This window comes from Halobacillus sp. 12SKB, from assembly GCF_052941655.1.
On the sequence record NZ_JBRFWR010000001.1, the window covers coordinates 1,478,907 to 1,501,056 of the forward strand.

Here is a 22,150-nt window from a genome sequence, read left to right on the forward strand (position 1 = left end):
ACCTTCCTCCTCAACGATCATTCATCAATCAAGTTATGCTTCACAAGGACAGCCTTGATCATAGAGTAGGAATACCCCTCAGGCAGAGACTCTTTCAAGGGCTTTAATTTTCGATCCTCCATTTGATCATAGGCTTGCAAAATGTGACGTTCTTGTTCCTCATCAAACCATCGGTCCCAATCAATCTCATGACCTTCTTTTCCTGCTCGGAAAATATGGTTCTCAATCGTTTGTTTGCCTATACCTCTTTCTTTTGCGATCTCTTTCACATCATTTCCCTGTTCCCAAAGCTCGTATGAAATGATGTGACTGGGACGATCATCAAACGGATCTTTCTTTTGAACAGAAGGTTCCGTCGAGCGAGTCGGGGTGGATTTCGTCTCTGTCGCTTCACCCCACGGGCGCGTTTTCTCTAGGAACTGCTCTCCATACTTCTCGAACTTTTGCTCCCCGATTCCTTTGATGTTCATCATCTCTTCTTTGCTTTCCGGGAGATAGATGCTCAAGTCTTTAAGGGTGGCATCAGAGAAGATGACGTAAGGAGGGAGGTTGCTTTCATCTGCAATCGACTTACGTAACTGTCGCAACTCTTCGAAGTATTCTTCATTGTATTCTGTTTTCTGTTTCTTTGTTGTGGATTCAACAAGCATAAGGACAGGTTGATTTCCTTTGATGACAGAGACAGCTTCATTTGTCAGTTTCAATGAAGGGTAACGTCCTTCACCGGTTGATAGATAGCCTTCCGCCGTTAAAAACTGAATGAATCGAGTCAGTTCTTTTTCTGTGTAATTCGGCATGATGCCATAGGTCGATAACTGTTGGAAGCGGAACTGCTTTACTTTTTGGTCGGAAGAACCTTTGAGAACTTTTGCTGTCAGGCCTGCTCCGAACCTTTCGCCCATGCGCTTCACACAGGAAAGTACCATTTGCGCTTCTTTGGTCATATCCTGTTCTTCACCATCGTGGGTGCAATTCGTACACTTACCACACGGCTCAGAGTCTGTCGGATCATCAAAGTAGTCGAGAATGTATTGCTGTAAGCAGGAATGGGTATGACAGTAATTCACCATGGCCTGAAGTTTCGTGTACTCGTCCTTTTTCTTTTCTTCATTGGGTGACTGGTCGATCAAAAAACGCTGCAGGTTGATATCCTGGCTGGAGAAAAGCAATACACAATCCCCAGGCTCACCATCACGTCCGGCACGGCCGGCTTCCTGATAATAAGATTCAATATTCATCGGCATGGAATAATGAATGACATACCGGACGTTTGATTTATCGATACCCATCCCGAAAGCATTGGTTGCAATCATTGTGGTCACTTCATCTTGAACGAAATCCATCTGTGCTTGCTTTCTTTGATGTTCTGTCATCCCGGCGTGATATTTTCCAGCGGCAAATCCTTTTTTCGTTAAAAGGTAATGTAGCTGGTCCGCATCTTTTCGTGTGGCCGTATAGATGATACCGGATTCATTAGGAATCTGAGTCAGGTACTCGCTGATGAATTCACGTTTGTCACGGCCTTTGATAATACGGAAGGATAAGTTGTCCCTGGCGAACCCTGTATTGATTACATTCGTATCCTCGACATCAATTAACTCTTTGATGTCTTTGATTACTTCCTGTGTTGCTGTAGCTGTTAGTGCCATAAGGACAGGAAGGTTTGCGACCTTTTTCAAAGTAGGGACAATGGATCGGTAGCTTGGGCGGAAGTCGTGTCCCCATTGGGAAATACAGTGCGCTTCATCAAAGGCAATCAATGAAAGGGAAATGCTGTTGATAGCATCCAAAAAGTTGGGGGAGTCAAACCGCTCAGGAGCGACGTACACAAAGGAGTAGCGGCCTTTTTCCATATCCCTGAGCCTCTGCTGCTGTTCTGTATGAGAAAGGGAACTGTTTATGTAAGTAGCAGCTACCCCATAAGAATGGAGAGCATCCACTTGGTCTTTCATCAAAGAGATCAATGGAGATATGATGATCGCAGTTCCTTGCAAAGTGAGTCCGGGGATTTGATAGCAGAGGGATTTCCCGCCTCCTGTCGGCATGACGGCCAAAGTGTTTTTTTGATTTAAAACATGAGTGATGGCCTCTTTTTGTCCAGGGCGGAACGAGGAATAACCGTAGTATTGGTGGAGAATTTTCTCGGCCTGTTGAATCATCGTGATCATCCTTTTATACATAATCTTCTTTCTCCCACATCTTATCATGTTTCACGTGAAAACTGTGGGGAAAACTATAGAAGTCATACCTCGAAAAAGGAGCGATTGTAAATATGAAGGCCATTGTCATTGAGCAATATGGAGATAAAGAGCAATTAAAGGAAAAAGACGTGGAGCGCCCGGTTCCAAGTGAAAACCAGGTTATCGTGGAATTGCACGCCACATCCATCAACCCGATTGACTGGAAGCTTCGTGAAGGTTACTTGAAAGAGATGCTGGACTTTAAATTTCCTATCATTTTAGGTTGGGATGCTGCAGGGATCGTTGCGGAGGTTGGTTCCTCCGTAGATAACTTTAAGGTAGGCGATCGTGTTTTCGCTCGTCCGGATACAACGCGAAACGGAACGTATGCAGAATATACAGCAGTGGATGAACATCTTCTAGCCCATCTTCCTGAGAATGTCTCTTTTGAAGAAGCGGCAGCGGTGCCATTGGCCGGTCTTACCGCTTGGCAATGCTTAGTGGATTTTGGTGAGATTCAAGAGGGAGACCATGTACTTATTCACGCAGGATCAGGAGGCGTCGGCCACTATGCCATTCAAATTGCGAAGCAAAAAGGGGCTTATGTAGCAGCGACAGCAAGCGGAAAAAATCAGGAGTGGGTAGAAAAATTAGGTGTGGATCGTTTTATTAATTATAAAGAAGAGGACTTCTCAGAATTATTGAGTGATTACGATATCGTCCTCGATACCCTCGGTGGAGAAATTCAGGAAAAAAGCTTTTCTGTCCTGAAAGAAGGAGGCCGGCTCCCATCCATTGTCCAGCCGCCTGATGAAGACCTCGCTTCTAAACATGGAGTGAAAGCAGGATTTGTCTGGCTTGAGCCGAGCGGAGAAAAATTGGCCAAGCTTGCTTCCATGATGGAAGAGGGAAATTTAGTATCCGTCATCGGCCACCGCTTTGACCTTAGTGAGGAAGGGTTGAAAGAAGCTCATAGCGTCAGCGAAACTCACCATGCCAAAGGTAAAATTGTCATCAACATTAAATAGGGTCTACCCCTTCACACCGGACCAGGTCATCCCAAACACGGATGACCTGGTCCGGTTTTTCATTCAAATAAGAACTTCGCATAAGCTCCCGATTGTGGAAGACTCAGTTTCGAGACTTTTGTTGAGTGGATGGGGCTGCGGGGAATAACTCGCTTTCCGCGGGAGCGCGGTGAGCCTCCTCGGACTGCGTCCTGTGGGGTCTCACCATGCACTTTTTTCCCGCAGGAGTCTCCCCATTCCCCTCCGCCCACTTGCCGGAAGAAATTCTCGAAACTACCTTCCAGCAATAGGAGCTTTTATGGTTGAGAATCCTATATCAACGCGGTTTAAGCAGGATTTATAACAGTTTTAAGCAAGGTAATATAAGAGGGATTTCGAGAACCTCATATGGTCAAGGGGCGGAGGGAAACGGTGAGACTCCTGTGGGAAGTGCGTGGTAGATGAGACCCCGCAGAGCGTTAGCTCGAGGAGGCTCATCACTCGCCCACGGAAAGCGAACCTTTTCCCGGAGCCCCTAAATCCACACAAACATCTCGAAATCAAGTCTTCCACAATCCTGCCATTTACTTTAAGAACTCGAAACGACAATTGTTGTGTAAATTTTCTTACAATTTACGAGTGAGTAGAGTAAACTAAGGGTAAAGGATTTGTAGTAAGTAGAAATGGAGGAGATGTCGTGCTCACTAATTATCAAACGGGAGTTTATTTTGATGAAATGATGAAACAGGATGGTGCACCAAAAAAGCATTACCAATGGTTTTATCAACTGGTCAATCAATTTACAGAACGCGATTTGATGAACAAGCATGAAACAGCTCAGCTTAACTTTCTTAGACAAGGCATTACATTTACCGTGTATAACCACACGGGAGGCACAGAAAGAACGATGCCGTTCGACTTTGTTCCGATTATCATTCCGAGACAAGATTGGGAAGAGATTGAAAAAGGGATGAAGCAGCGGATGACCGCGCTCAATCATTTTTTGGAAGATATTTATCATGATCAGGAAATTATAGAAGCGGGAGTCATTCCGAGAGAGTTGATTGAGAACAATCCATATTACTACAACAAGCAAGTCAGTGGCATAGATATCCCTTTAAGGAACCATATATTCCTTGCTGGAGTAGATTTAATTAGAGATGAGAAGGGGCAGTACCGGGTATTGGAAGATAATTTGCGGAACCCTTCAGGGATGTCTTATGTTTTCCAAAATCGTTATGTCATGAGACAAGTCTACCCTGAATTGTTCTTTCAACATTCCATTGAAACATTGGAGCATCAGTTATCAGAACTACACCAGGCGGTAACAAGCCATTTACCTGCCAATGCGAATCCTAATAAAGCGCCGACTGCCGTTTTATTAACGCCGGGCATATACAATTCTGCATACTATGATCATGTCTTTCTTGCTCAACAGATGGGAATTGAACTGGTAGAAGGTAGAGATATGATTGTCAAAGATGATGTTGTCTACATGAAAACCATCAAAGGTTTGAAACGTGTGGATATTATTTATAGAAGAATCGACGATGATTTCCTTGATCCGGAAGCGTTCCGGCCTGACTCTGCTCTCGGAGTTTCAGGATTGCTCAGAGCTTATCAAAAAGGGAATGTATCGATACTTAACGGGATAGGTAATGGCGTTGCGGATGATAAAGCGATGTATGTTTATGTTCCGGATATGATTCGCTTCTACCTCGGGGAAGATCCGATTATCCCCAATGTGGAAACTTACTTCCTCAGTGATCCTGAACGCCTGGATTATGTTCTGGACCACATCCATGAACTGGTTGTGAAAAATGTAGGGGCTTCAGGCGGGTATGACATGTTGATTGGTCCACAGTCGGAAGAAAGTGAACGTGAAGAATTCAAGAAGAAAATTATTGAAAATCCTCATCAGTACATCGCCCAACCGACCATTAAATTATCAAGGGCTCCTGCGTATCAGGAAGGTAGGTTTTATCCATGTCATGTAGATTTACGCGTGTTTGTCATGAATGGGGAAAAGACGAATGTACTTCCTGGAGGGTTATCACGAGTAGCTCTCAAAGAAGGATCTCTCGTTGTGAACTCCTCTCAAGGTGGGGGAGGAAAAGATACGTGGATTTTGACAGAAAGTGGTGATCAACATGCTTAGTCGTGTAGCCGATTCTCTATACTGGATGTCGCGAAACATCGAACGATCTGAAAACAATGCCAGGGTACTCAGTGTACAGCTCATTCATATGCTGGAGGCACAAAATCAGGAGGCCTCAGATCGGGACTGGGAAGAAATTGTGGAAGTCTGTGCTTCCGCGAAAGATTATTACAGTCTGTATGATCGTTTAGACAGGGAAACGTTGATCCAGTACTTGACCATCAGTCCATTTAACGTCAATTCTCTTATGAATAGTATGAATTATGCCCGGGAGAATGCTCGTTCAACAAGGGATATCCTTCCTGAAGAGCTTTGGGAAGTTTTAAACGCCTTCCATTTAGACCAAAAAGATTGGCAGGAGCTCCCGAATACGAGACAGCATACCCAGGATTATCTGGATCGTGTGATTAAAACTTCCATGACATCACAAGGTGTTATTGAGTCCAGTATGAGCCGTGGCACTCCTTATACTTTTATTAAAGTAGGGAAATGGCTGGAGCGCGCAGAAAAAACGGCAAGAATATTGAATGTGACCTGTGAAAAGAACAGAAAAGAAGCCGATGTTCCGACGGACCACTACTATTACTGGCTGACAGCTCTGCAGTTTTTGAATGGTTATGATGCGTATATTAAAGAACATCCACCGACAATGGAGTCGAAGCACGTCCTTAGTTTTTTAATTAAAGAAGGGACGTTCCCAAGATCGATCCGCTACTGTATGGATCATGTCCTCGAAGCGGTTAATAAGCTTGAAGGCGGGAAAATCTCTCATTATTCAGAGGACCTTTTTCAAATGCTCGAGCTCATTCAAGATGAGATTACCAGGACAGACATAGAGGAAATGGATATGAATGAGCTGATGTCATTTCTTGATCATTTCCAGGATCGGTGCATGACGCTCAGTCGAATGTTCTCACAAACCTATTATTTAATTGAACCCGTTCACGTCAAGTAAAGGCTATCCAGGAGGAATACACAGTGAAGTTCCAAATTGAGCATACGAACACCTTTTATTATGATAATTTTGTCGATCAGAGCATGAATCATATCCGCTTGAAGCCAAGGACGGATGAATGTCAGAGGCTTTTGGCTTACCGGACTGAAATCACTCCAGGTTCGATGACGAAGGAACATATTGACCTCTGGGGGAACCACGTGGAAACATTCTTTATTCCCGAGAAGCATGAACACTTAACGTTGAAGACGACATCAACGGTCAGTATCCAAAAAAGCCCGTTCATCCGAATGATTGAATGTTCGAATGAGATGCAGACTATTTTTCATTCAGAGCTTTTTCGTCATCACTATCTGGCTTACTTAAACGAAACACCTTATACTTTCCTGTATAAAGAACAACACGAAGAGATTATCAATGAAGTCGGAGACGCAAAGGATCCTATACGCTTTTCTCTGCGGTTGATGGAGTATATCAATCAATTGATCCGATATGATACAACAACGACCCAGGTTAATACCAAGGCCTATGAATCATGGCCATTAAGGTCTGGGGTGTGCCAGGATTTTGCTCACATTATGATTGGTGTCTTAAGGGCCCAGGGTGTACCTGCCCGTTATGTAAGTGGGTATCTGTATGTTGGAGAAGATTCAGCACTCGTGGGTGATGCGGCTACACATGCTTGGGTAGAAGTAATGGTTCCAGGAATCGGCTGGGTGGGTCTTGACCCTACCAATAACGTCGAAGCATTAGAACAGCATATTAGAATTGGTACCGGAAGAGATTATGCTGACGTCAGTCCACTTCAGGGAGTATATCGTGGAGGCGGACAAAATCTTGATGTGAAAGTCAGCGTAACGCTTCTCGATCAATAAAAAAATCCCTCTCCATCATGGAGAGGGATTTTCATACGTCATCCGTTCTGAAAGCTTTCTTTATGGCGTGGTTGTCCTTTGAAGTAATCGATCATTAATCCGATGATTCCACCAACAATCGCCGGGAAGATCCAACTCAGGTTTAATTCAAACAATGGCAGTTGACTGATCAATGGTTCGATGGCTGATACATCTGCGCCAAAAGCTACGAGCCCATCGTAAACCCCAATGACCGCAGTCAATAGAATGGCTCCTCTGTACACATAAGGTGAGTGATGGAAGAGGGGGCTCATGAATGTTAGGGCGACCAGAACGATGGTAATCGGATAGACGAACACAAGAACTGGAACAGAATAAGCGATGATTTGGTTTAATCCGATATTCGATATCGCTAAACTAATCAAAGTTACTCCGATAATCACATGGTGATAAGTCAGTCCAGGAACACGCTTTGAAAAGAACTGGCCACAGGCAACCGTTAGACCGATGCATGTTGTCAAACAGGCTAGTCCTACAATGACACCAAGCAATAGTGTCCCTACATCGCCATACATGATTTGTGCAGCACCAGCAAGGATGGCACTTCCATTATCAAAGGAGCCTTCTGTAGCCATTCTAGCTCCAATCCAACCAATGGCCACATAGACAGTGGTTAGTCCGATGGCTGTTACTAAACCAGCTTTCAATGTCCGGCGGGTTAATACTTTCGGATCGGTAACTCCGCGATCACGGAAGGAAGAAACAACGATAATACCAAAAGCAAGAGAAGCGATCGCATCCATGGTCAAATAACCTTCAATAAAGCCAGTGAAGAAAGGTTGGGCCTGATATTTCTCACCCGCTGGTTGGATCTGTCCATCCAACATGAAAAAGCTTCCAATGACGAGGCCGAGGATAGCTAAAAATAATGTAGGAGTTAAGATTTGTCCCACGCGATCCACTAGTTTAGATGGATTGCGACTGAGCCAATAAACAATGACAAAGAATAAGACCGTAAAAATGAATAACGTCAACGATTTACCGTTAGTAAAGGGAACGATACCTGTTTCGAATGCGACGTTTGCAGCCCTTGGAATGGCAAAGAAAGGTCCAATCACAAGATAGACCATCGCCGTAAATAATAACCCGAACAACGGGTGTACACGTCCAGCTAATTGTACCGCGCCGTTACGTACAAGCGATATAGCCGCTACCGTTATAATAGGTAATCCTACACCCGTAATGACAAAACCGAAAATAGCCGGAAAATAGGATGTCCCTGATTCAATACCGAGGGAAACAGGATAGATCAAGTTTCCAGCACCGAAAAACAAAGCGAACAACGTAAACCCAATAAAAATTGTGTCTCTTGCTTTCATACTGGCTCCTCCTCATAGATGTCTGTATATTTTGCGTAAAAAAAGCGCTCTTATCCAAAAGATGAGCGGCAATAATCAAGGCTTCTACATGATTTTCATTATTAAAAAAGTGAATGAGATTAACGCACCGCCGTAATACTATCAATGTCACACCTTTCTGTCAATTATTTTTTTAGAAAATTTAAAAGGTTATGATTACCATACCAATTTTTGTGTGATACCCTTACAAATTAAGGGTTTATTCAACAATATGGCAGGATTGTGGAAGACTTGATTTCGAGATGTTTGTGTGGATTTAGGGGCTCCGGGAAAAGGTTCGCTTTCCGTGGGCGAGTGATGAGCCTCCTCGAGCTAACGCTCTGCGGGGTCTCATCTACCACGCACTTCCCACAGGAGTCTCACCGTTTCCCTCCGCCCCTTTGCCATATGAGGTTCTCGAAATCCCTCTTATATCTCCTTGCCTAAAACTGTTATAAATCCTGCTTAAACCGCGTTGACATAGGCTTCTCAACCATAAAAGCTCCTATTGCTGGAAGGTAGTTTCGAGAATTTCTTCCGGCAAGTGGGCGGAGGGGAATGGCGAGACTCCTAATATAAGTGTGCAGGCGCCTCGATCAGCGGCGTATGGACTGGACTGAGCTGGCGGAGATAAAGGAAACACGGAGAACGAAGTGATTCGATGTTGACTTATCGTACAGAAGCGAGGGAAGTCTCACTAGCCGCTAGGCGCCGGAACCGGATATCGTAGAGGAAAAAATGCAGGGTGAGACCCCACAGGACGCAGTCCGAGGAGGCTCACCGCGTTCCCGCGGAAAGCGAGTTATTCCCCGCAGCCCCATCCACTCAACAAAAGTCTCGAAACTGAGTCTTCCACAATCGGGAGCTATATCGGAAGAAGGTTTGATGGGAAAGGGAAGTTTTTTACAGACAATTTAGTTTACAGATGAGGGAGAGGCATATAGAATATGTCTATATTACTTGAGGGTCGTACATACACCTTACAGAAGGAGACTGTTTAATGATAGATTCGTTACTATTACAACTGATGTTAGTGGGGTTTCTCGGCGTAGGTTCACAATGGGTGGCCTGGCGGTTTCGGTTGCCTGCTATTGTAGTCATGTCCATCGCCGGTCTCTTAGCCGGTCCTGTACTAGGCCTCATGAACCCTGAGCAGGACTTCGGAGAACTTTATAAACCAATCATATCCTTGGCTGTCGCCGTTATCCTTTTCGAAGGAAGCTTGAACCTTGATATGAAGGAAGTGAAAGGTTTAGGTCGCCCTGTGTTCAGGATCGTAACATTCGGTGCGTTTCTAAGCTGGATATTAGGTTCATTAGCAGCTCATTATGTGGCTGGTTTGTCCTGGGCGGTCGCCTTTACGATCGGAGGCTTATTCATTGTTACGGGACCGACTGTAATCCTTCCTTTATTACGTCAGGCAAAGTTAAAGCCTCGGCCAGCTAAAATCCTGAAATGGGAAGGTATCATCGTTGATCCAATCGGCGCTTTATTAGCAGTATTTGCGTTCGAAATTATTCTGTTTCTGACCAACAATGATCCTTCTGCGTTACTGATGTTCTTTGCTGCTTCCGCCTTTGCAGTCTTTCTTGGCTGGGTTTGCGGGAAAGGTGTCGGCTGGATGTTCGAAACAGGGTATATCCCTGAATTTCTTAAATCCCCGGCCGTCTTTGCAGTCGTTATTGCTTGTTTTACGATTGCTGATGAAATCATGCATGAAACGGGTCTATTGTCTGTAACAGCTATGGGGATGACTCTTGCGAATATGCACATCTCCTCAATCGCAGATATGCGACACTTTAAAGAAAATATATCCTTATTATTAATCTCTACCATCTTCGTCATGCTGACCGCTTCCCTGACGGTCGATACTTTGGTGGAAATCTTCAACATACAAATTATCGGGTTCGTAGCATTAATGTTGTTTATCGTCCGTCCGCTGTCGATTTTTATATCCACTATGGGGACGGATTTATCTAAATCAGAGAAGCTTCTGGTCGGCTGGATTGCACCGAGAGGGATTGTCGCCCTGACTGTTGCCAGTTATTTTGCGAGTGTGCTTTTGGAGGAAGGATTTGAGGATGCTTCGATTCTCATCTCACTGACCTTCGCGCTCGTATTCACCACCGTTGTAGCTCATGGTTTCTCTATTGGCTGGCTGGCGAAAAAGTTAGGACTATCCATGGAGGGGCCGCCGGGAGTACTCATCGCAGGAGGAAGTGCATTTACGACAGGTCTTGCCAAGACGTTGGAGGATCTTAAAATCCCCGTTCTTCTTACGGACTCTTCTTGGGAAAGACTTTCCCGTGCACGTTCGCGAGGGATTGAATCCTATCATGGAGAAATTTTATCTGAGCAGACTGAGTATTATTTAGATATGACACCATATGAGTATCTCGTGGCCGCTACAGAATTGGATTCTTACAATGCCCTCGTTTGTACGACCTTCGTACCAGAGTTCGGTCGTAACAACTCTTTCCAACTTAGTTTAAGTAATAAGGAGGGGGATGATTTAGAAGATCTTGTGCATACGATCGGAGGGAGAGTCCTGTTTGAAGAAGGGGCTTCCTGGGAAGAATTGAATGCTCGAGTGGAGAACGGCTACGTATTCCGCAAAACGACGATCACAGAACAATATACATTCAAAGACTATATGAAGAACATGGATCAGCACGCCATGCTTCTATTTGCGAAAAGAGCCTCAGGAAAAGTTGAGTTCTTTACCCCGGATATGGAGTATAAGGCAGAGAACGGTGATGTCATCGTTTCCTTAATGCCTCCGAGTAAAGAGTTTGAAAAAATCCAGGAAAAACTTGAGGGGCAGCGAAAAGATAAAGAAAATCAAAAGAAATCCTAAACATGAAAAGACGGAGGGAATCAGTTTCCTCCGTCTTTTATTATTGCTCCGTCTTAGCTAACTGCTTATTTAGTTCTTTTAACTCTTCTTCCATCCGTGCCAGTTGCTTTTCGGCATTTTGAATATTACCTCCGGCGGCTTCAAGCTTATCTAAATCCCCTTGAATACGAATATAATCAGCTTTTAAGAAAGTAATTTGATCCTGGATCTCTTTTTTTGTCATGGTTTATTCTTCCTTTCTTAATATTGTTCTCCATGTCATTGAGACGTATAATGGAAAGAAAAATTCATCTTATTCAGAATTTTATCAAAAAAATGGTTTGAAGCAAAAAGAAAAGGGGTACTCCTAGATGACTATAATTTATGAGCGTGATCCAATCAAGTTCTATGAACGAGTAGAACCATTGCTGCTGGATAAGGAAGCGGAAAATAATCTGCCTTTGGGTATTTTAGAACGTCTGAAGAATTCTCAAAGTAAAGAAGCTTGTCATTTAATAAGCTTCCAGGAAAATGGGGAAGCTGCGTTCATGGCAATGAGAACACCCCCTCATTTATGGATTGTTCCTTCGTTTGATCATTGGGATGCCGATCATATTCGTGCATTTATCCAATATTTGATTAAGGAAGGTTTTGATGTTCCCGGGGTACTTGGGGAACGGAAAGTGGTGGAATTTTTCTTGGAAGAATGGATAAACCATACAGGGCAGAAAGCAGAGGTGCATATGGAGCAAGGAATATTCAGACTGAATCAATTGAAAACGATTCGAAACCAAAAAGGGCAGTTAATTGAAGCGGATGCTTCCCATCAATTCCTGGTCGAGAATTGGTTGGAACAGTATGGAAAGGAAACAGGAGAGGATCATGTAGCTGGACGTTCAAAGGAATTGGCTGAAAGTCTGATTAAGGATCAGCGCCTTCATTTATGGATCGTGGAAGGAACTGCCGTTTCCATGGCAAGTCGGGCACGAACAACGAAAAATGGAGCGACAATCAATGCTGTGTACACACCGGATCAATATAAAAGAAAAGGATATGCCACTCAAGCGGTTTGGCATTTAACAGATAAATTGCTCAAGAGTGGTTACTCTTTCTGCTCTCTATACACAGACCTTGCCAATCCTACATCGAACGCGATCTATAAAAAAATTGGATATGAAAGAATTGGTGATTCAATCGTTTACTATTTTACAAAATAAGGAATTCGTAATGGTGAAATTGGAGCATTTAGCATCTATGATGAGCAATGTGGAAGATATAAGCATCCAACAATTACAAGTTCCTTATAAGGTAAAATTTACATAAAATAGACGAAAAATTCTGTTTAAACTGATTTGAGTGAAAGACCACTATTTCGGTATTATGTTTAGTAATTGACCCAAAAACTACTACACCAATCATTTAGGGGGATTACATAGTTGAATGTATTAAAGGTAGTAGACAAAATCATTCTGAAGATCGAAGAATTCATATTAAGTTATGCTGTTATCATTATTGCTTTGATGGTGGTAGGTAAGGCGCTAAGCAGGGCGCTGTTCAGCTATTCGCCGCCCTTTGCAGACGAAGTGAGTCAAATAGCGATTGTTGTAGCCACATTCATGGGGATTAGTTACGCAGCAAGGAAAGGGCGACATATAAGCATGTCTGCCTTTTATGACCTGGCTCCTTTCAAAGTAAGGAAGGTATTATCTGTAGTCATTCCTATAGGGACCGCTGCTGTATTATTTGTCCTTGCCTATTATTCAGGGTTTTACGTCCTCGATGTCTATGAATCTGGAAGAGTGACATCCGCATTGGAGATGCCTGCGTATTATTTGTATCTTTTCATCCCCATCGGATTTTTACTTGGGGGCATTCAGTTTCTGAGAAATGCATGGATCAATATTAAGCACCGGGACGAAGTGTACTTAGGAACGGATGCAAAGGATTATAACGATGAAAAAACAAATGAACTAGAAGGAACGCACTTGTAAAAAAATTATGATGAAGAAAGGGTAACGATATGATAGCGACAATGCTCATAATTATGGTGATCCTTCTTTTATTGAACTTCCCAATGATGATTCCATTGATGGTGGCACCATTGGTCATAATGTTCATACACTTTCCGAATTTGGATCCTATGATTTTAATGCAACAGTTTTCTACAGGTATAGAACCTTATGTACTTCTTGCTGTACCGTTGTTCATTTTTGCAGCGGATATTATGACGACAGGAAAAACATCAAATCGATTGTTAGATTTTATCGGATCTTTTATTGGCCATATACGAGGAGGTTATGCAGTTACAACTGCAGCTGCATGTACCCTGTTCGGTGCAATATCCGGATCTACGCAGGCGACTGTCGTAGCCATCGGTAAACCGATGAGAGAGCGTTTGTTGAAGATCGGCTACAAAGACCCGACAGCGATGGCCTTGATCATCAATTCCAGTGATGTAGCTTTACTAGTCCCGCCAAGTATAGGGATGATCATATACGGGTTGGTATCTGGAACATCCGTAGGTGATTTGTTTATCGCAGGAATTATTCCAGGCGTTATTGTCTTCCTGTGCTTTTCCATCTACAGCGTCATCTACGCAAAAATGGCGGACATTCCATTAGCCAATAAAGCGTCATGGAAAGAAAGACTGCAGATGACTAAAAAAGCCCTGCTACCATTGGGATTCCCGGTTTTAATTATTGGGGGAATTTACACTGGGCTGTTTAGTCCTACGGAGGCAGCAGGTATGTCTGTGCTTTATGCATTTGTTCTGGAAGTGCTGGTTTACCGGTCTGTACATATTAAAGAACTTCCGAAAATTGCACGGTCTACAGGGTTAGTGACATCTGCCGTCTTCGTTCTTGTGGCTGGTGGACAAGCATTCACATGGGTCATATCATTCGCTCGAATACCGCAGATGATTACAGAAACCGTTCTTGGCTCAGACCCTAGTGCCGTTTATGTGCTCTTGATGGTGACGATCTTTTTCTTCATTGGATGTATGTTTGTGGATCCAATCGTGGTTATCTTGATATTAACTCCGATTTTCTATCCTGCAGCGATGAGCGCAGGAGTAGACCCTATCCATTTAGGTGTTGTGATTACATTCCAAGCGGCCTTAGGCTCAGCTACGCCTCCATTCGGAGTCGATATCTTTACCGCCAGTGCGGTATTCAACAAGCCGTATCTAGAGGTCATCAAAGGAACACCGCCATATATTCTGATGATGTTTGCCATTTCAGTTTTACTAATATTCTTTGAGGAACTTTCACTCATTCTTCTTTGATCCAGAGTGGAAGCTGATATACAAAATATGGGGAGGTCATTGTTATCTTTAGAAAAAATAGTTTATTAACATTCATGTCGTTGGTCATGCTCAGCATGGTTCTTGCTGCCTGTGGGGGAAGTGACGACGGCGGCAATGCCAGTGGTGATGGTGGAGAAACCTACAATTGGAAGTTCGTAACGGAAGAAGTGGATGGACAGGTCCAATATGAATACGCAGAAGAATTCGCTAAACGGATGAACGAAAAATCTGATGGTGCTGTAAATATTGATGTATATGAATTTGGTGGACTCGGAAGTGAAACAGACCAAGTAGAGCAGCTTCAAAACGGAACTGTACAGATGGCAATCATGTCTCCTGGTTTTACGGGGAACATGGTAAAAGAGGGACAAATCTTTGCTTTGCATTTCCTTTTCCCTGATAGTGTAGAAAAGACACAACAAATCTTAAATGATAGTGAAGCATTGAATACAGATCTACGCGAATTGTATGAAGAACACAGTATTTCTCCATTAGCTTACTGGACAGAAGGTGCGATGCAGTGGACATCCAGCAAGCCTATTGAAAAACCTGCCGACTTTGAAAACTTTAAAATGCGTACACAGACGTCTCCATTGATTCTAAAATCATATGAGGCGTACGGAGCAGACCCTACTCCAATGAGTTGGTCAGAGCTTTATACAGCATTGGATAGAGGTACAGTGGAAGGGCAGGAGAATCCAATCTTCTTCATTGGAGACGCTTCTTTCAATGAAGTACAGGATTACATGACACTATCCAACCACAACAACTATGTAGCCATGACGACAGTCAACTCAGACTGGTATGCAGATCTTGACGATGAAATGAAGACAATGGTTGATGAAACCGTTAAAGAAATGCAGGACTGGGTATTCGAAGAGCAGAAGAAGCAGAATGAAGAGTATCTAGAAACGATTAAAAACGATACAGAAAACCCAACAGAAATTATCGAATTGACAGAGGAACAACGGAAAGCTTTCAAAGAAAAAGCGCTTCCTGTCCGTGATTTTTACCGTAGTGATGTATCTACCGTAGACGGACAAGTCCTCGATAAACTTCTTGAAGAAATTGAAGCATCAGGAGAATAAAGAACATAAAAAATGTCCAGAGCCTAGCGCTCTGGACATTTTTTATGCTCTTAATCACTCTACTCCAACTATAGCTCCCGTCTGTGGAAGACTCAGTTTCGAGATGTTTCAGGGTTCGTTGCTGGGGTTGAGCGTTAGGGGTGGCTGGGAAGCTACTCGCTTTCCTGTGGGGGAGTGGCGAGCTTCCTCGGCAAACGCCCTGCGGGATCTCGCCTATCTCCTTTCTCCCACGGGAGTCTCGCAGCTTCCCAACCACCCCATTCAATGTATGTGGGAAACGAACCCCTTTACCAAGTTGGATTGTCTTCCGCTATCTCGATTGTTAAAAGCATAGAACGCTCTGTATTAAGCTCTCAGAGTGCAAATACCTGGGCGCGGGGATTTTATCCTTATACTCCCATTAATCTGAATAGCTGATTATTCGGGGAGTGGTTTCGAGACACTGATATAGCAAAGGGGCGGAGGGGAATGGCGAGACTCCTATCTTAAGTGTGCAGGCGCCTCGATCAGCGGCGTATGGACTGGACTGAGCTGGCGGAGATAAAGGAAACACGAAGAACGGAGTGATTCGATGTTGACTTATCGTACAGAAGTGAGGGAAGTCTCACTAGCCGCTAGGCGCGGAACCGGATATCGAAGAGGAAAAGAGTGCTAGGTGAGACCCCGCAAGGCGTCAGCCTGAGGAGGCTCATCGCGCTCCCGCGGAAAGCGAGTTATTCCCCGCAGCCCCAATTCACTCAACAAAAGTATCGAAATCAAGTCTTCCACGATCCTGCCATATTGTTTAATAAACGTTGGGGAAAACGTTATTCAGGAGCAATCCAGGGTTCGGTTTGTTTTCTGTAGTCCAAAATCGTGAGCAGTAGGACGAGTAGGAAGAGGAAGCTGGACAGTTTGAATAGTGTAGCCGTTTCAACGAACTGATATATAAACCCAAGAATGAATGCACTTGATCCGATCCCTAGATCAATCGATGAATAGTACATCCCATTAGCAATCCCGCTTCGCTCTGTCGTCGTTTTAGAGATGACCCATGCTTGAAGAGCAGGCATCATGGACCCGAACCCAATCCCGAAAATAGCTCCCGCAATGATTAAGTGGACATTTGAACTAGCTAAAGCGAGCACCCACATGGCGCTAAACGAAAGAATGGAGCATATCATGATTAATTTCCACGGGCCGTTTTTATCAAAGTAGCGACCTGTGATTGGTCTCGTTATGGTCGCAAATACAGCATTAAAAAAATAAAAGAGAAAAGTCCCGGAAAGCCCTTGTTCATTGCCGAAAATCACGATATAGGTAACGACAGAGCCGTAGCCGAAGGTATTCAAAATTGTAACGAGTGCCGGATACCAGCTTCTTTTTTCAATGAGGGAGCCAGTAAAAGAAAAGCGTGGAGGATCTTCTTGATTCTTATATACCTGCTCGGGTGTTACAAATCCGGTAACAGAGAAAAGAACAATGGCAATGATACCTAAGGCAACAGCAATACCAACGAGTAGGTCGAAGGAATAATTCTGGTAAAGGTAGATACCCAGGCTCGGCGCCATGATCATCCCTACCGTTACGGAAAGGCCGAAATACCCCATGCCTTCTCCTACGCGCCTTCTTGGAACAAGATCGACAGCAGCGGTCCCGTTTACCGTTGTAGACCATCCCCAGGCGATCCCGTGAATGAAACGAATGATTAAAAGAATCACAACCACTTGAGTAATTGGGTAAAGGGCGGTCATGACTAGTAGGGAGATGGCTCCGATCAAAACAAGGATTTTACGTGGCCGCGTCATCAGCAGGTGTCCGATGAAAGGGCGAATGATGATTGCAGCAAAGGCGAACGTCGTTGTGATCAGTCCTACTTGTAAACTCGAGCCTCCAATGGATTCGATATAGGGAGGCAGATTTGGAAGAAGCATTTGAAAGCTCATGAATGTGAATAGGTTGGCTAAGATTAAAAATATGAACGGCCATGTCCAAAGTTTAGGTTGTGACATTTCTTTTCCTCGCTTTCCGTGATGTTCGTCTTGCTTGCAAAAAATGAAACCCACTATAAATAGCGGGCTTCAGCAGATATTATTCTGGATTCGTTGTTTCTCTTCTTTCCAGCCATTCTTCGTAAAAATGACTGATGATGGCTTTCAGTACCGCGTAGGTCGGGATTGCGAACAACAATCCCAGGAATCCGGCGAGACTTCCTGCTGCCAGAATCAAGGTAATGATGGTCAGTGGATGGATACTGAGCGCTTTCCCCATGACGTTCGGGGATACAAAGTTTCCTTCCAGCTGTTGGGCAATTATTGTAATAACGGCCACCCAGACAGCAAGAATCGGATCCTGGAAAAGTCCAACAAGTAAGGCTGGAATCACAGCTAAAAATGGACCGACAAAAGGAATGACATTCATAACCATGGCAAACAAGGCCAGAGTAAGGGCGTACCTTAAATCTATGATCATGTATCCGATTAAAAGCAGCAGGCCAACGACGATACTTACCGTCATTTGACCCAGGATGAAAGCATTCAGCGTGTAATCCACAGAACGGGCCAGTTTCTCGAAACTCTTAGCAGCACGATCACTTAAAAACTGCTTAATGAAGGGTACAAGCTTATCTCCATCTTTCAACATAAAGAATAGGAAGAAAGGGATAAGCACGAGGGCGAAGACAAATCCGATCAGCTGACTGACGACGTTGATAATGACCGTCGGTGCTCCCTGTAAATAGGTTTCTAAGTTATCGACTACATTATCAATGGTACTGTTGAATTCACTTGGTATAATATCCTGGTTTTGCTGCCAGTACGTAACGGTTTCACTTAGCATATCAGCCATATCAGGAATATTGTCCACAAGTTTTGTGAATTGCTCCTGGGCGATGGGAGCAATGAAACGGGTGATCAGGAATCCTATGAATATGTAGAAAAGAAAGATGATCAGAATCCCTAGTATACGTGGGACCCGGTATTTTTCTAATAGCTGCAGCATCGGACGGGAAATATAAAAAAGAATCCCTCCGCCAATAAGAGGAACAGCGATGGCTGCAATATAGGTTAGGATCGGTTCAAAGAAAAAATGGATTTGGTTTAATAATAAAACCAAGAGGGAGAGAAGGATAGCGGTAACAATGACTTGGAACCAACGTTTATGAATCAAAAGCGGACACACCTTTTTATAAGAGTTTAATCACTATGTTAAGAATACCAAAGTTTGCCGGTGAAGCAATACATTTACTTTTAATCTTAGTAAGAATAAACTGAAAAAAGAAGCATGAATTTGGAGGAGGAACTTGAATGAAGAATGAATTACTGGAACGCTTTACTTCTTACGTGAAAATTGACACACAATCGGATGAAAACAGCCCGACTACTCCTTCGACTGAAAAACAATGGGAGCTCGCCGATAAACTGGTGAATGAACTGAAGGAGATGGGGATGGAGGAGGTCACAGTAGATGACCACGCCTATGTGATGGCGACCCTTCCAGCCAATACGGAGAAAGAAGTTCCTGTGATCGGTTTTCTTGCACACATCGATACAGCGACAGACTTTACCGGGGCAGGGGTGAACCCGCAAGTGGTAGAGGATTATGACGGCAATGCTATTCCATTGAACAAGGATATTGTGCTGTCACCAGAAGAATTTCCGGAACTTCCTACATATAAAGGGCAGACATTGATTACGACAGATGGTACCACACTTCTCGGAGCAGACAACAAAGCGGGAATTACGGAAATTATGACAGCCCTCCATCATTTAATTAAGAACCCGGATATCAAACATGGAAAGATTCGGGTAGCTTTCACTCCGGATGAGGAGATTGGAAGAGGTCCGCATAAATTTGACGTGGAGCGGTTCGGTGCGTCTTATGCTTATACGGTCGACGGTGGCCCGCTGGGTGAACTCCAATATGAGAGCTTCAATGCGGCAACAGCTAAAGTGGTTTTCCATGGTCATAGTGTGCACCCCGGCACAGCCAAGAATAAAATGGTGAACGCGGCGAAGTTGGCGGTGATGTTTCAAGAATTGTTACCTGAACAGGAAGCTCCTGAGCATACAGAAGAGTATGAGGGCTTTTTTCACCTTCACTCGATTCAGGGAGACGTAGAGAAAGCCGAATTGACTTATTTGATTCGGGATCATGATAAGGCTGCGTTTCAACAGAAAAAAGAGAAGATGAAGCAAATGGCGGAAACCATCCGTGAAAACTACGGCATGAAACGAGTGGAACTAACGATAGAAGATCAATATTACAACATGGGAGATAAAATCGAACCTGTGAAACACATTGTAGATATCGCACATCAGGCCATGCTGAATGAAAAGGTAGAGCCGCTTGTGAAACCGATCAGGGGAGGAACGGACGGCTCTCAACTTTCCTACATGGGACTGCCAACTCCGAACCTATTCACAGGTGGAGAGAACTTCCACGGGAAGTACGAATACATTTCGCTTGAAAGTATGGAAAAAGCCACCCAGGTCATTGTCGAGATTGCCCGGTTATTCGAAGAAAAGTCAGAAAAGTAACAGAAGATGCGAATAGCTCAAACGTTCGTTCAATGTTGCATAAGGAAACCTTCCTGTCCCCATACTAGAATTATTCTATAATGTGGGCAGGAAGTCGTTGACAAAACATCGTTGCATGCTATGATGAAGGTTAGATGTAGCATTCCTAAAGGGGAGTAGCTGGGACAATAAAGTCGTCATTTCGGGAAACATTCCCCGGCTTTATTGGCAACGGAAGTTGTTAGCGAGACCTTTACCCACTGTGGTAAAGGTCTATTGTTTTGGTCCTTACCATAGTGGTGGGGACCATTTTTTATGGAAAAGGAGAGAATAGAATTGGATGCTCAATTATTGATTGAATACGGTTGGGTGTTGATCGTGCTTGTCGGCCTTGAAGGAATTCTTGCCGCAGACAACGCGCTTGTACTAGCCATCATGGTTAAACACCTGCCGGAAGAAAAAAGAAAAAAGGCGTTATTTTACGGTTTAGCGGGTGCATTTATACTTAGATTCGGATCTCTGTTTATCATTTCCTTCCTTGTAGACGTGTGGCAGGTTCAAGCATTGGGAGCCGCTTACTTACTATTCATTTCAGGAAAACACCTCTTTGACCGGTGGCGGACCAAAGGGGATGACTATGAAGAAGAAATGGAAGAAGATGCAGGGAATCAGAGAGGAAAAAGCTTTTGGGCTACTGTCCTTAAAGTAGAGCTTGCCGACTTGGCTTTCGCAGTGGATTCTATATTAGCTGCCGTTGCTCTTGCTGTCGCCTTGCCTGAAACAGATTTACCGGAAGTCGGAAGCTTGGATGGTGCACAATTCGCCGTCATTTTAGCCGGTGGTATGATCGGAATTATCATCATGCGTTTTGCTGCAGGTTATTTTGTTAAACTATTGAAATCCCGTCCAGGGTTAGAAGTAGCAGCCTTTGTCATTGTAGGCTGGGTCGGTGTGAAATTGGTTGTATCTACACTTGCGCATCCAAATGTACAAATCCTGGATGAGCACTTTGCTCATTCAGCCTTATGGAAAATCATCTTCTATTCGGTCCTTGTCCTTATCGCAGCACTAGGATGGTTTTTATCAGAGAAAAAAGAAATAGAAGAAGAATAACAAAAAAGCTGTGGCCTTTGCCACAGCTTTTCATATGGGCAAAATCTTTTACTTTCCTTATGAGGAAGTTAAGATAAAAGGAGAGGAAATTAAAGGAGGGCTTACAAATGGGCAAGGCAGCTCAACATCCTTCACAACAGTTTCATTATATAAAGAATAGAATTCAAATGCTCAATCAAGTCGTGTCCAGCATGGATGCAGAAGATGTGGATATCAAAGATTTCAATCGTGTTTTGGAAATGATTGAACAGCTGCAGGTGAAAATGTCCCGCTTTAAAAAAGATTGGGAGCAGGACTCTTGAAGATTCAATGGACACCAACGACTCAACAGGAAGCAGAAGTCATAGCAGGCTGGAAGTATCCTGCTCCCTATGATTTTTATGACATGACAGCTGACGAAGAAGATTTGGAGTTATTCATAAATCCAGAGAAACGGAGTCCCCATACGTACAGTGCACACCAAGATGGGGAGCTGATCGGCTTTTTGGCCGTGGGTGTGAAGGGTCAAAAAGCCGTGGATCTTGGGTTAGGGATGCACCCGGATGAAGCAGGTAAAGGGCAGGGGGAGAGTTTCGTACACTCGTGTCTCTGTTTTGTGAAAGAAAGGTACCAAGCAGATGCTTTTACGCTTTCCGTTGCTACTTTCAATAAGCGTGCAATTGCTGTTTACGAGCGTGCAGGCTTCAAAAAGAAGCACACGTTTTTACAGGCAACAAATGGGGGACATTATGAGTTCCTATCTATGGAAAAATAAAGAAG

18 protein-coding genes are annotated in these 22,150 nt (G+C 43.8%); 13 read left to right on the forward strand and 5 right to left on the reverse strand.

The window, feature by feature from the left end:
* Positions 1-17: 17 nt before the first annotated feature.
* On the reverse strand, positions 18-2,159 hold the full coding sequence (recQ, locus tag ACQ4XT_RS07235) for a DNA helicase RecQ (RefSeq protein ID WP_446853092.1): 2,142 nt from the start codon (positions 2,157-2,159) through the stop codon (positions 18-20).
* A 113-nt stretch (positions 2,160-2,272) separates the two neighbouring features.
* On the opposite strand from recQ, the gene ACQ4XT_RS07240 reads away from it, so the two are divergent.
* From ACQ4XT_RS07240 to ACQ4XT_RS07255, 4 genes are all read left to right on the forward strand, one after another.
* Positions 2,273-3,208 carry an NADP-dependent oxidoreductase gene (locus ACQ4XT_RS07240; RefSeq protein ID WP_446853093.1) on the forward strand — a complete coding sequence of 312 codons (936 nt, stop codon included), beginning with the start codon at positions 2,273-2,275 and terminating at the stop codon, positions 3,206-3,208.
* Between the two features lie 676 nt (positions 3,209-3,884).
* Positions 3,885-5,345: a circularly permuted type 2 ATP-grasp protein gene (locus ACQ4XT_RS07245; protein WP_446853094.1), complete on the forward strand. Its 1,461-nt coding sequence runs from the start codon at positions 3,885-3,887 to the stop codon at positions 5,343-5,345.
* On the forward strand, positions 5,338-6,300 hold the full coding sequence (locus tag ACQ4XT_RS07250; protein WP_446853095.1) for an alpha-E domain-containing protein: 963 nt from the start codon (positions 5,338-5,340) through the stop codon (positions 6,298-6,300). Before ACQ4XT_RS07245 ends, ACQ4XT_RS07250 begins: the two co-directional genes overlap by 8 nt.
* 23 nt (positions 6,301-6,323) lie before the next feature.
* Positions 6,324-7,175, forward strand: a complete 852-nt coding sequence (locus ACQ4XT_RS07255; protein WP_446853096.1) for a transglutaminase family protein — start codon at positions 6,324-6,326, stop codon at positions 7,173-7,175.
* A 38-nt stretch (positions 7,176-7,213) separates the two neighbouring features.
* Here the strand turns inward: ACQ4XT_RS07255 and brnQ are convergent, their stop codons facing one another.
* Positions 7,214-8,533: a branched-chain amino acid transport system II carrier protein gene (brnQ, locus tag ACQ4XT_RS07260; RefSeq protein WP_446853097.1), complete on the reverse strand. Its 1,320-nt coding sequence runs from the start codon at positions 8,531-8,533 to the stop codon at positions 7,214-7,216.
* A gap of 1,018 nt (positions 8,534-9,551) precedes the next feature.
* Between brnQ and ACQ4XT_RS07265 the strand changes: the two genes are divergently transcribed.
* Complete coding sequence (locus tag ACQ4XT_RS07265) at positions 9,552-11,408, forward strand: cation:proton antiporter (protein ID WP_446853098.1); 1,857 nt, start codon at positions 9,552-9,554, stop codon at positions 11,406-11,408.
* Positions 11,409-11,448: 40 nt separating this feature from the next.
* Here the strand turns inward: ACQ4XT_RS07265 and ACQ4XT_RS07270 are convergent, their stop codons facing one another.
* Positions 11,449-11,631, reverse strand: a complete 183-nt coding sequence (locus ACQ4XT_RS07270; protein ID WP_446853099.1) for an SE1832 family protein — start codon at positions 11,629-11,631, stop codon at positions 11,449-11,451.
* 127 nt (positions 11,632-11,758) lie between these two features.
* On the opposite strand from ACQ4XT_RS07270, the gene ACQ4XT_RS07275 reads away from it, so the two are divergent.
* The 4 genes from ACQ4XT_RS07275 (at position 11,759) to ACQ4XT_RS07290 (ending at position 15,782) form a co-directional block, all read left to right on the forward strand.
* Positions 11,759-12,604, forward strand: coding sequence for a GNAT family N-acetyltransferase (locus tag ACQ4XT_RS07275; protein ID WP_446853100.1), 846 nt, complete (start codon positions 11,759-11,761; stop codon positions 12,602-12,604).
* 219 nt (positions 12,605-12,823) lie between these two features.
* A complete protein-coding gene (locus tag ACQ4XT_RS07280) occupies positions 12,824-13,378 on the forward strand; it encodes a TRAP transporter small permease (protein ID WP_446853101.1) in 555 nt (184 codons plus the stop codon).
* 29 nt (positions 13,379-13,407) lie between these two features.
* On the forward strand, positions 13,408-14,673 hold the full coding sequence (locus ACQ4XT_RS07285; RefSeq protein ID WP_446853102.1) for a TRAP transporter large permease: 1,266 nt from the start codon (positions 13,408-13,410) through the stop codon (positions 14,671-14,673).
* A 74-nt stretch (positions 14,674-14,747) separates the two neighbouring features.
* Positions 14,748-15,782, forward strand: coding sequence for a DctP family TRAP transporter solute-binding subunit (locus tag ACQ4XT_RS07290; RefSeq protein ID WP_446853103.1), 1,035 nt, complete (start codon positions 14,748-14,750; stop codon positions 15,780-15,782).
* A gap of 806 nt (positions 15,783-16,588) precedes the next feature.
* Here the strand turns inward: ACQ4XT_RS07290 and ACQ4XT_RS07295 are convergent.
* Positions 16,589-17,773, reverse strand: coding sequence for an MFS transporter (locus ACQ4XT_RS07295; protein ID WP_446853104.1), 1,185 nt, complete (start codon positions 17,771-17,773; stop codon positions 16,589-16,591).
* Positions 17,774-17,852: 79 nt separating this feature from the next.
* The gene (locus ACQ4XT_RS07300; protein WP_446853105.1) at positions 17,853-18,929 is read right to left on the reverse strand and encodes an AI-2E family transporter; all 1,077 of its coding nucleotides are present in this window, start codon (positions 18,927-18,929) and stop codon (positions 17,853-17,855) included.
* 137 nt (positions 18,930-19,066) lie between these two features.
* Between ACQ4XT_RS07300 and pepT the strand changes: the two genes are divergently transcribed.
* From pepT to ACQ4XT_RS07320, 4 genes are all read left to right on the forward strand, one after another.
* Positions 19,067-20,299 (forward strand): peptidase T, encoded by a 1,233-nt coding sequence (pepT, locus tag ACQ4XT_RS07305; protein WP_446853106.1) that lies wholly within the window; start codon positions 19,067-19,069, stop codon positions 20,297-20,299.
* A 315-nt stretch (positions 20,300-20,614) separates the two neighbouring features.
* On the forward strand, positions 20,615-21,391 hold the full coding sequence (locus ACQ4XT_RS07310; RefSeq protein ID WP_446853107.1) for a MeeY/MeeF family manganese export membrane protein: 777 nt from the start codon (positions 20,615-20,617) through the stop codon (positions 21,389-21,391).
* A 107-nt stretch (positions 21,392-21,498) separates the two neighbouring features.
* Positions 21,499-21,693: an SE1561 family protein gene (locus tag ACQ4XT_RS07315; RefSeq protein WP_446853108.1), complete on the forward strand. Its 195-nt coding sequence runs from the start codon at positions 21,499-21,501 to the stop codon at positions 21,691-21,693.
* Positions 21,690-22,145: a GNAT family N-acetyltransferase gene (locus tag ACQ4XT_RS07320; RefSeq protein WP_446853109.1), complete on the forward strand. Its 456-nt coding sequence runs from the start codon at positions 21,690-21,692 to the stop codon at positions 22,143-22,145. The genes ACQ4XT_RS07315 and ACQ4XT_RS07320 overlap by 4 nt, the downstream gene beginning before the upstream one ends.
* The last annotated feature ends 5 nt before the right edge of the window (positions 22,146-22,150 follow it).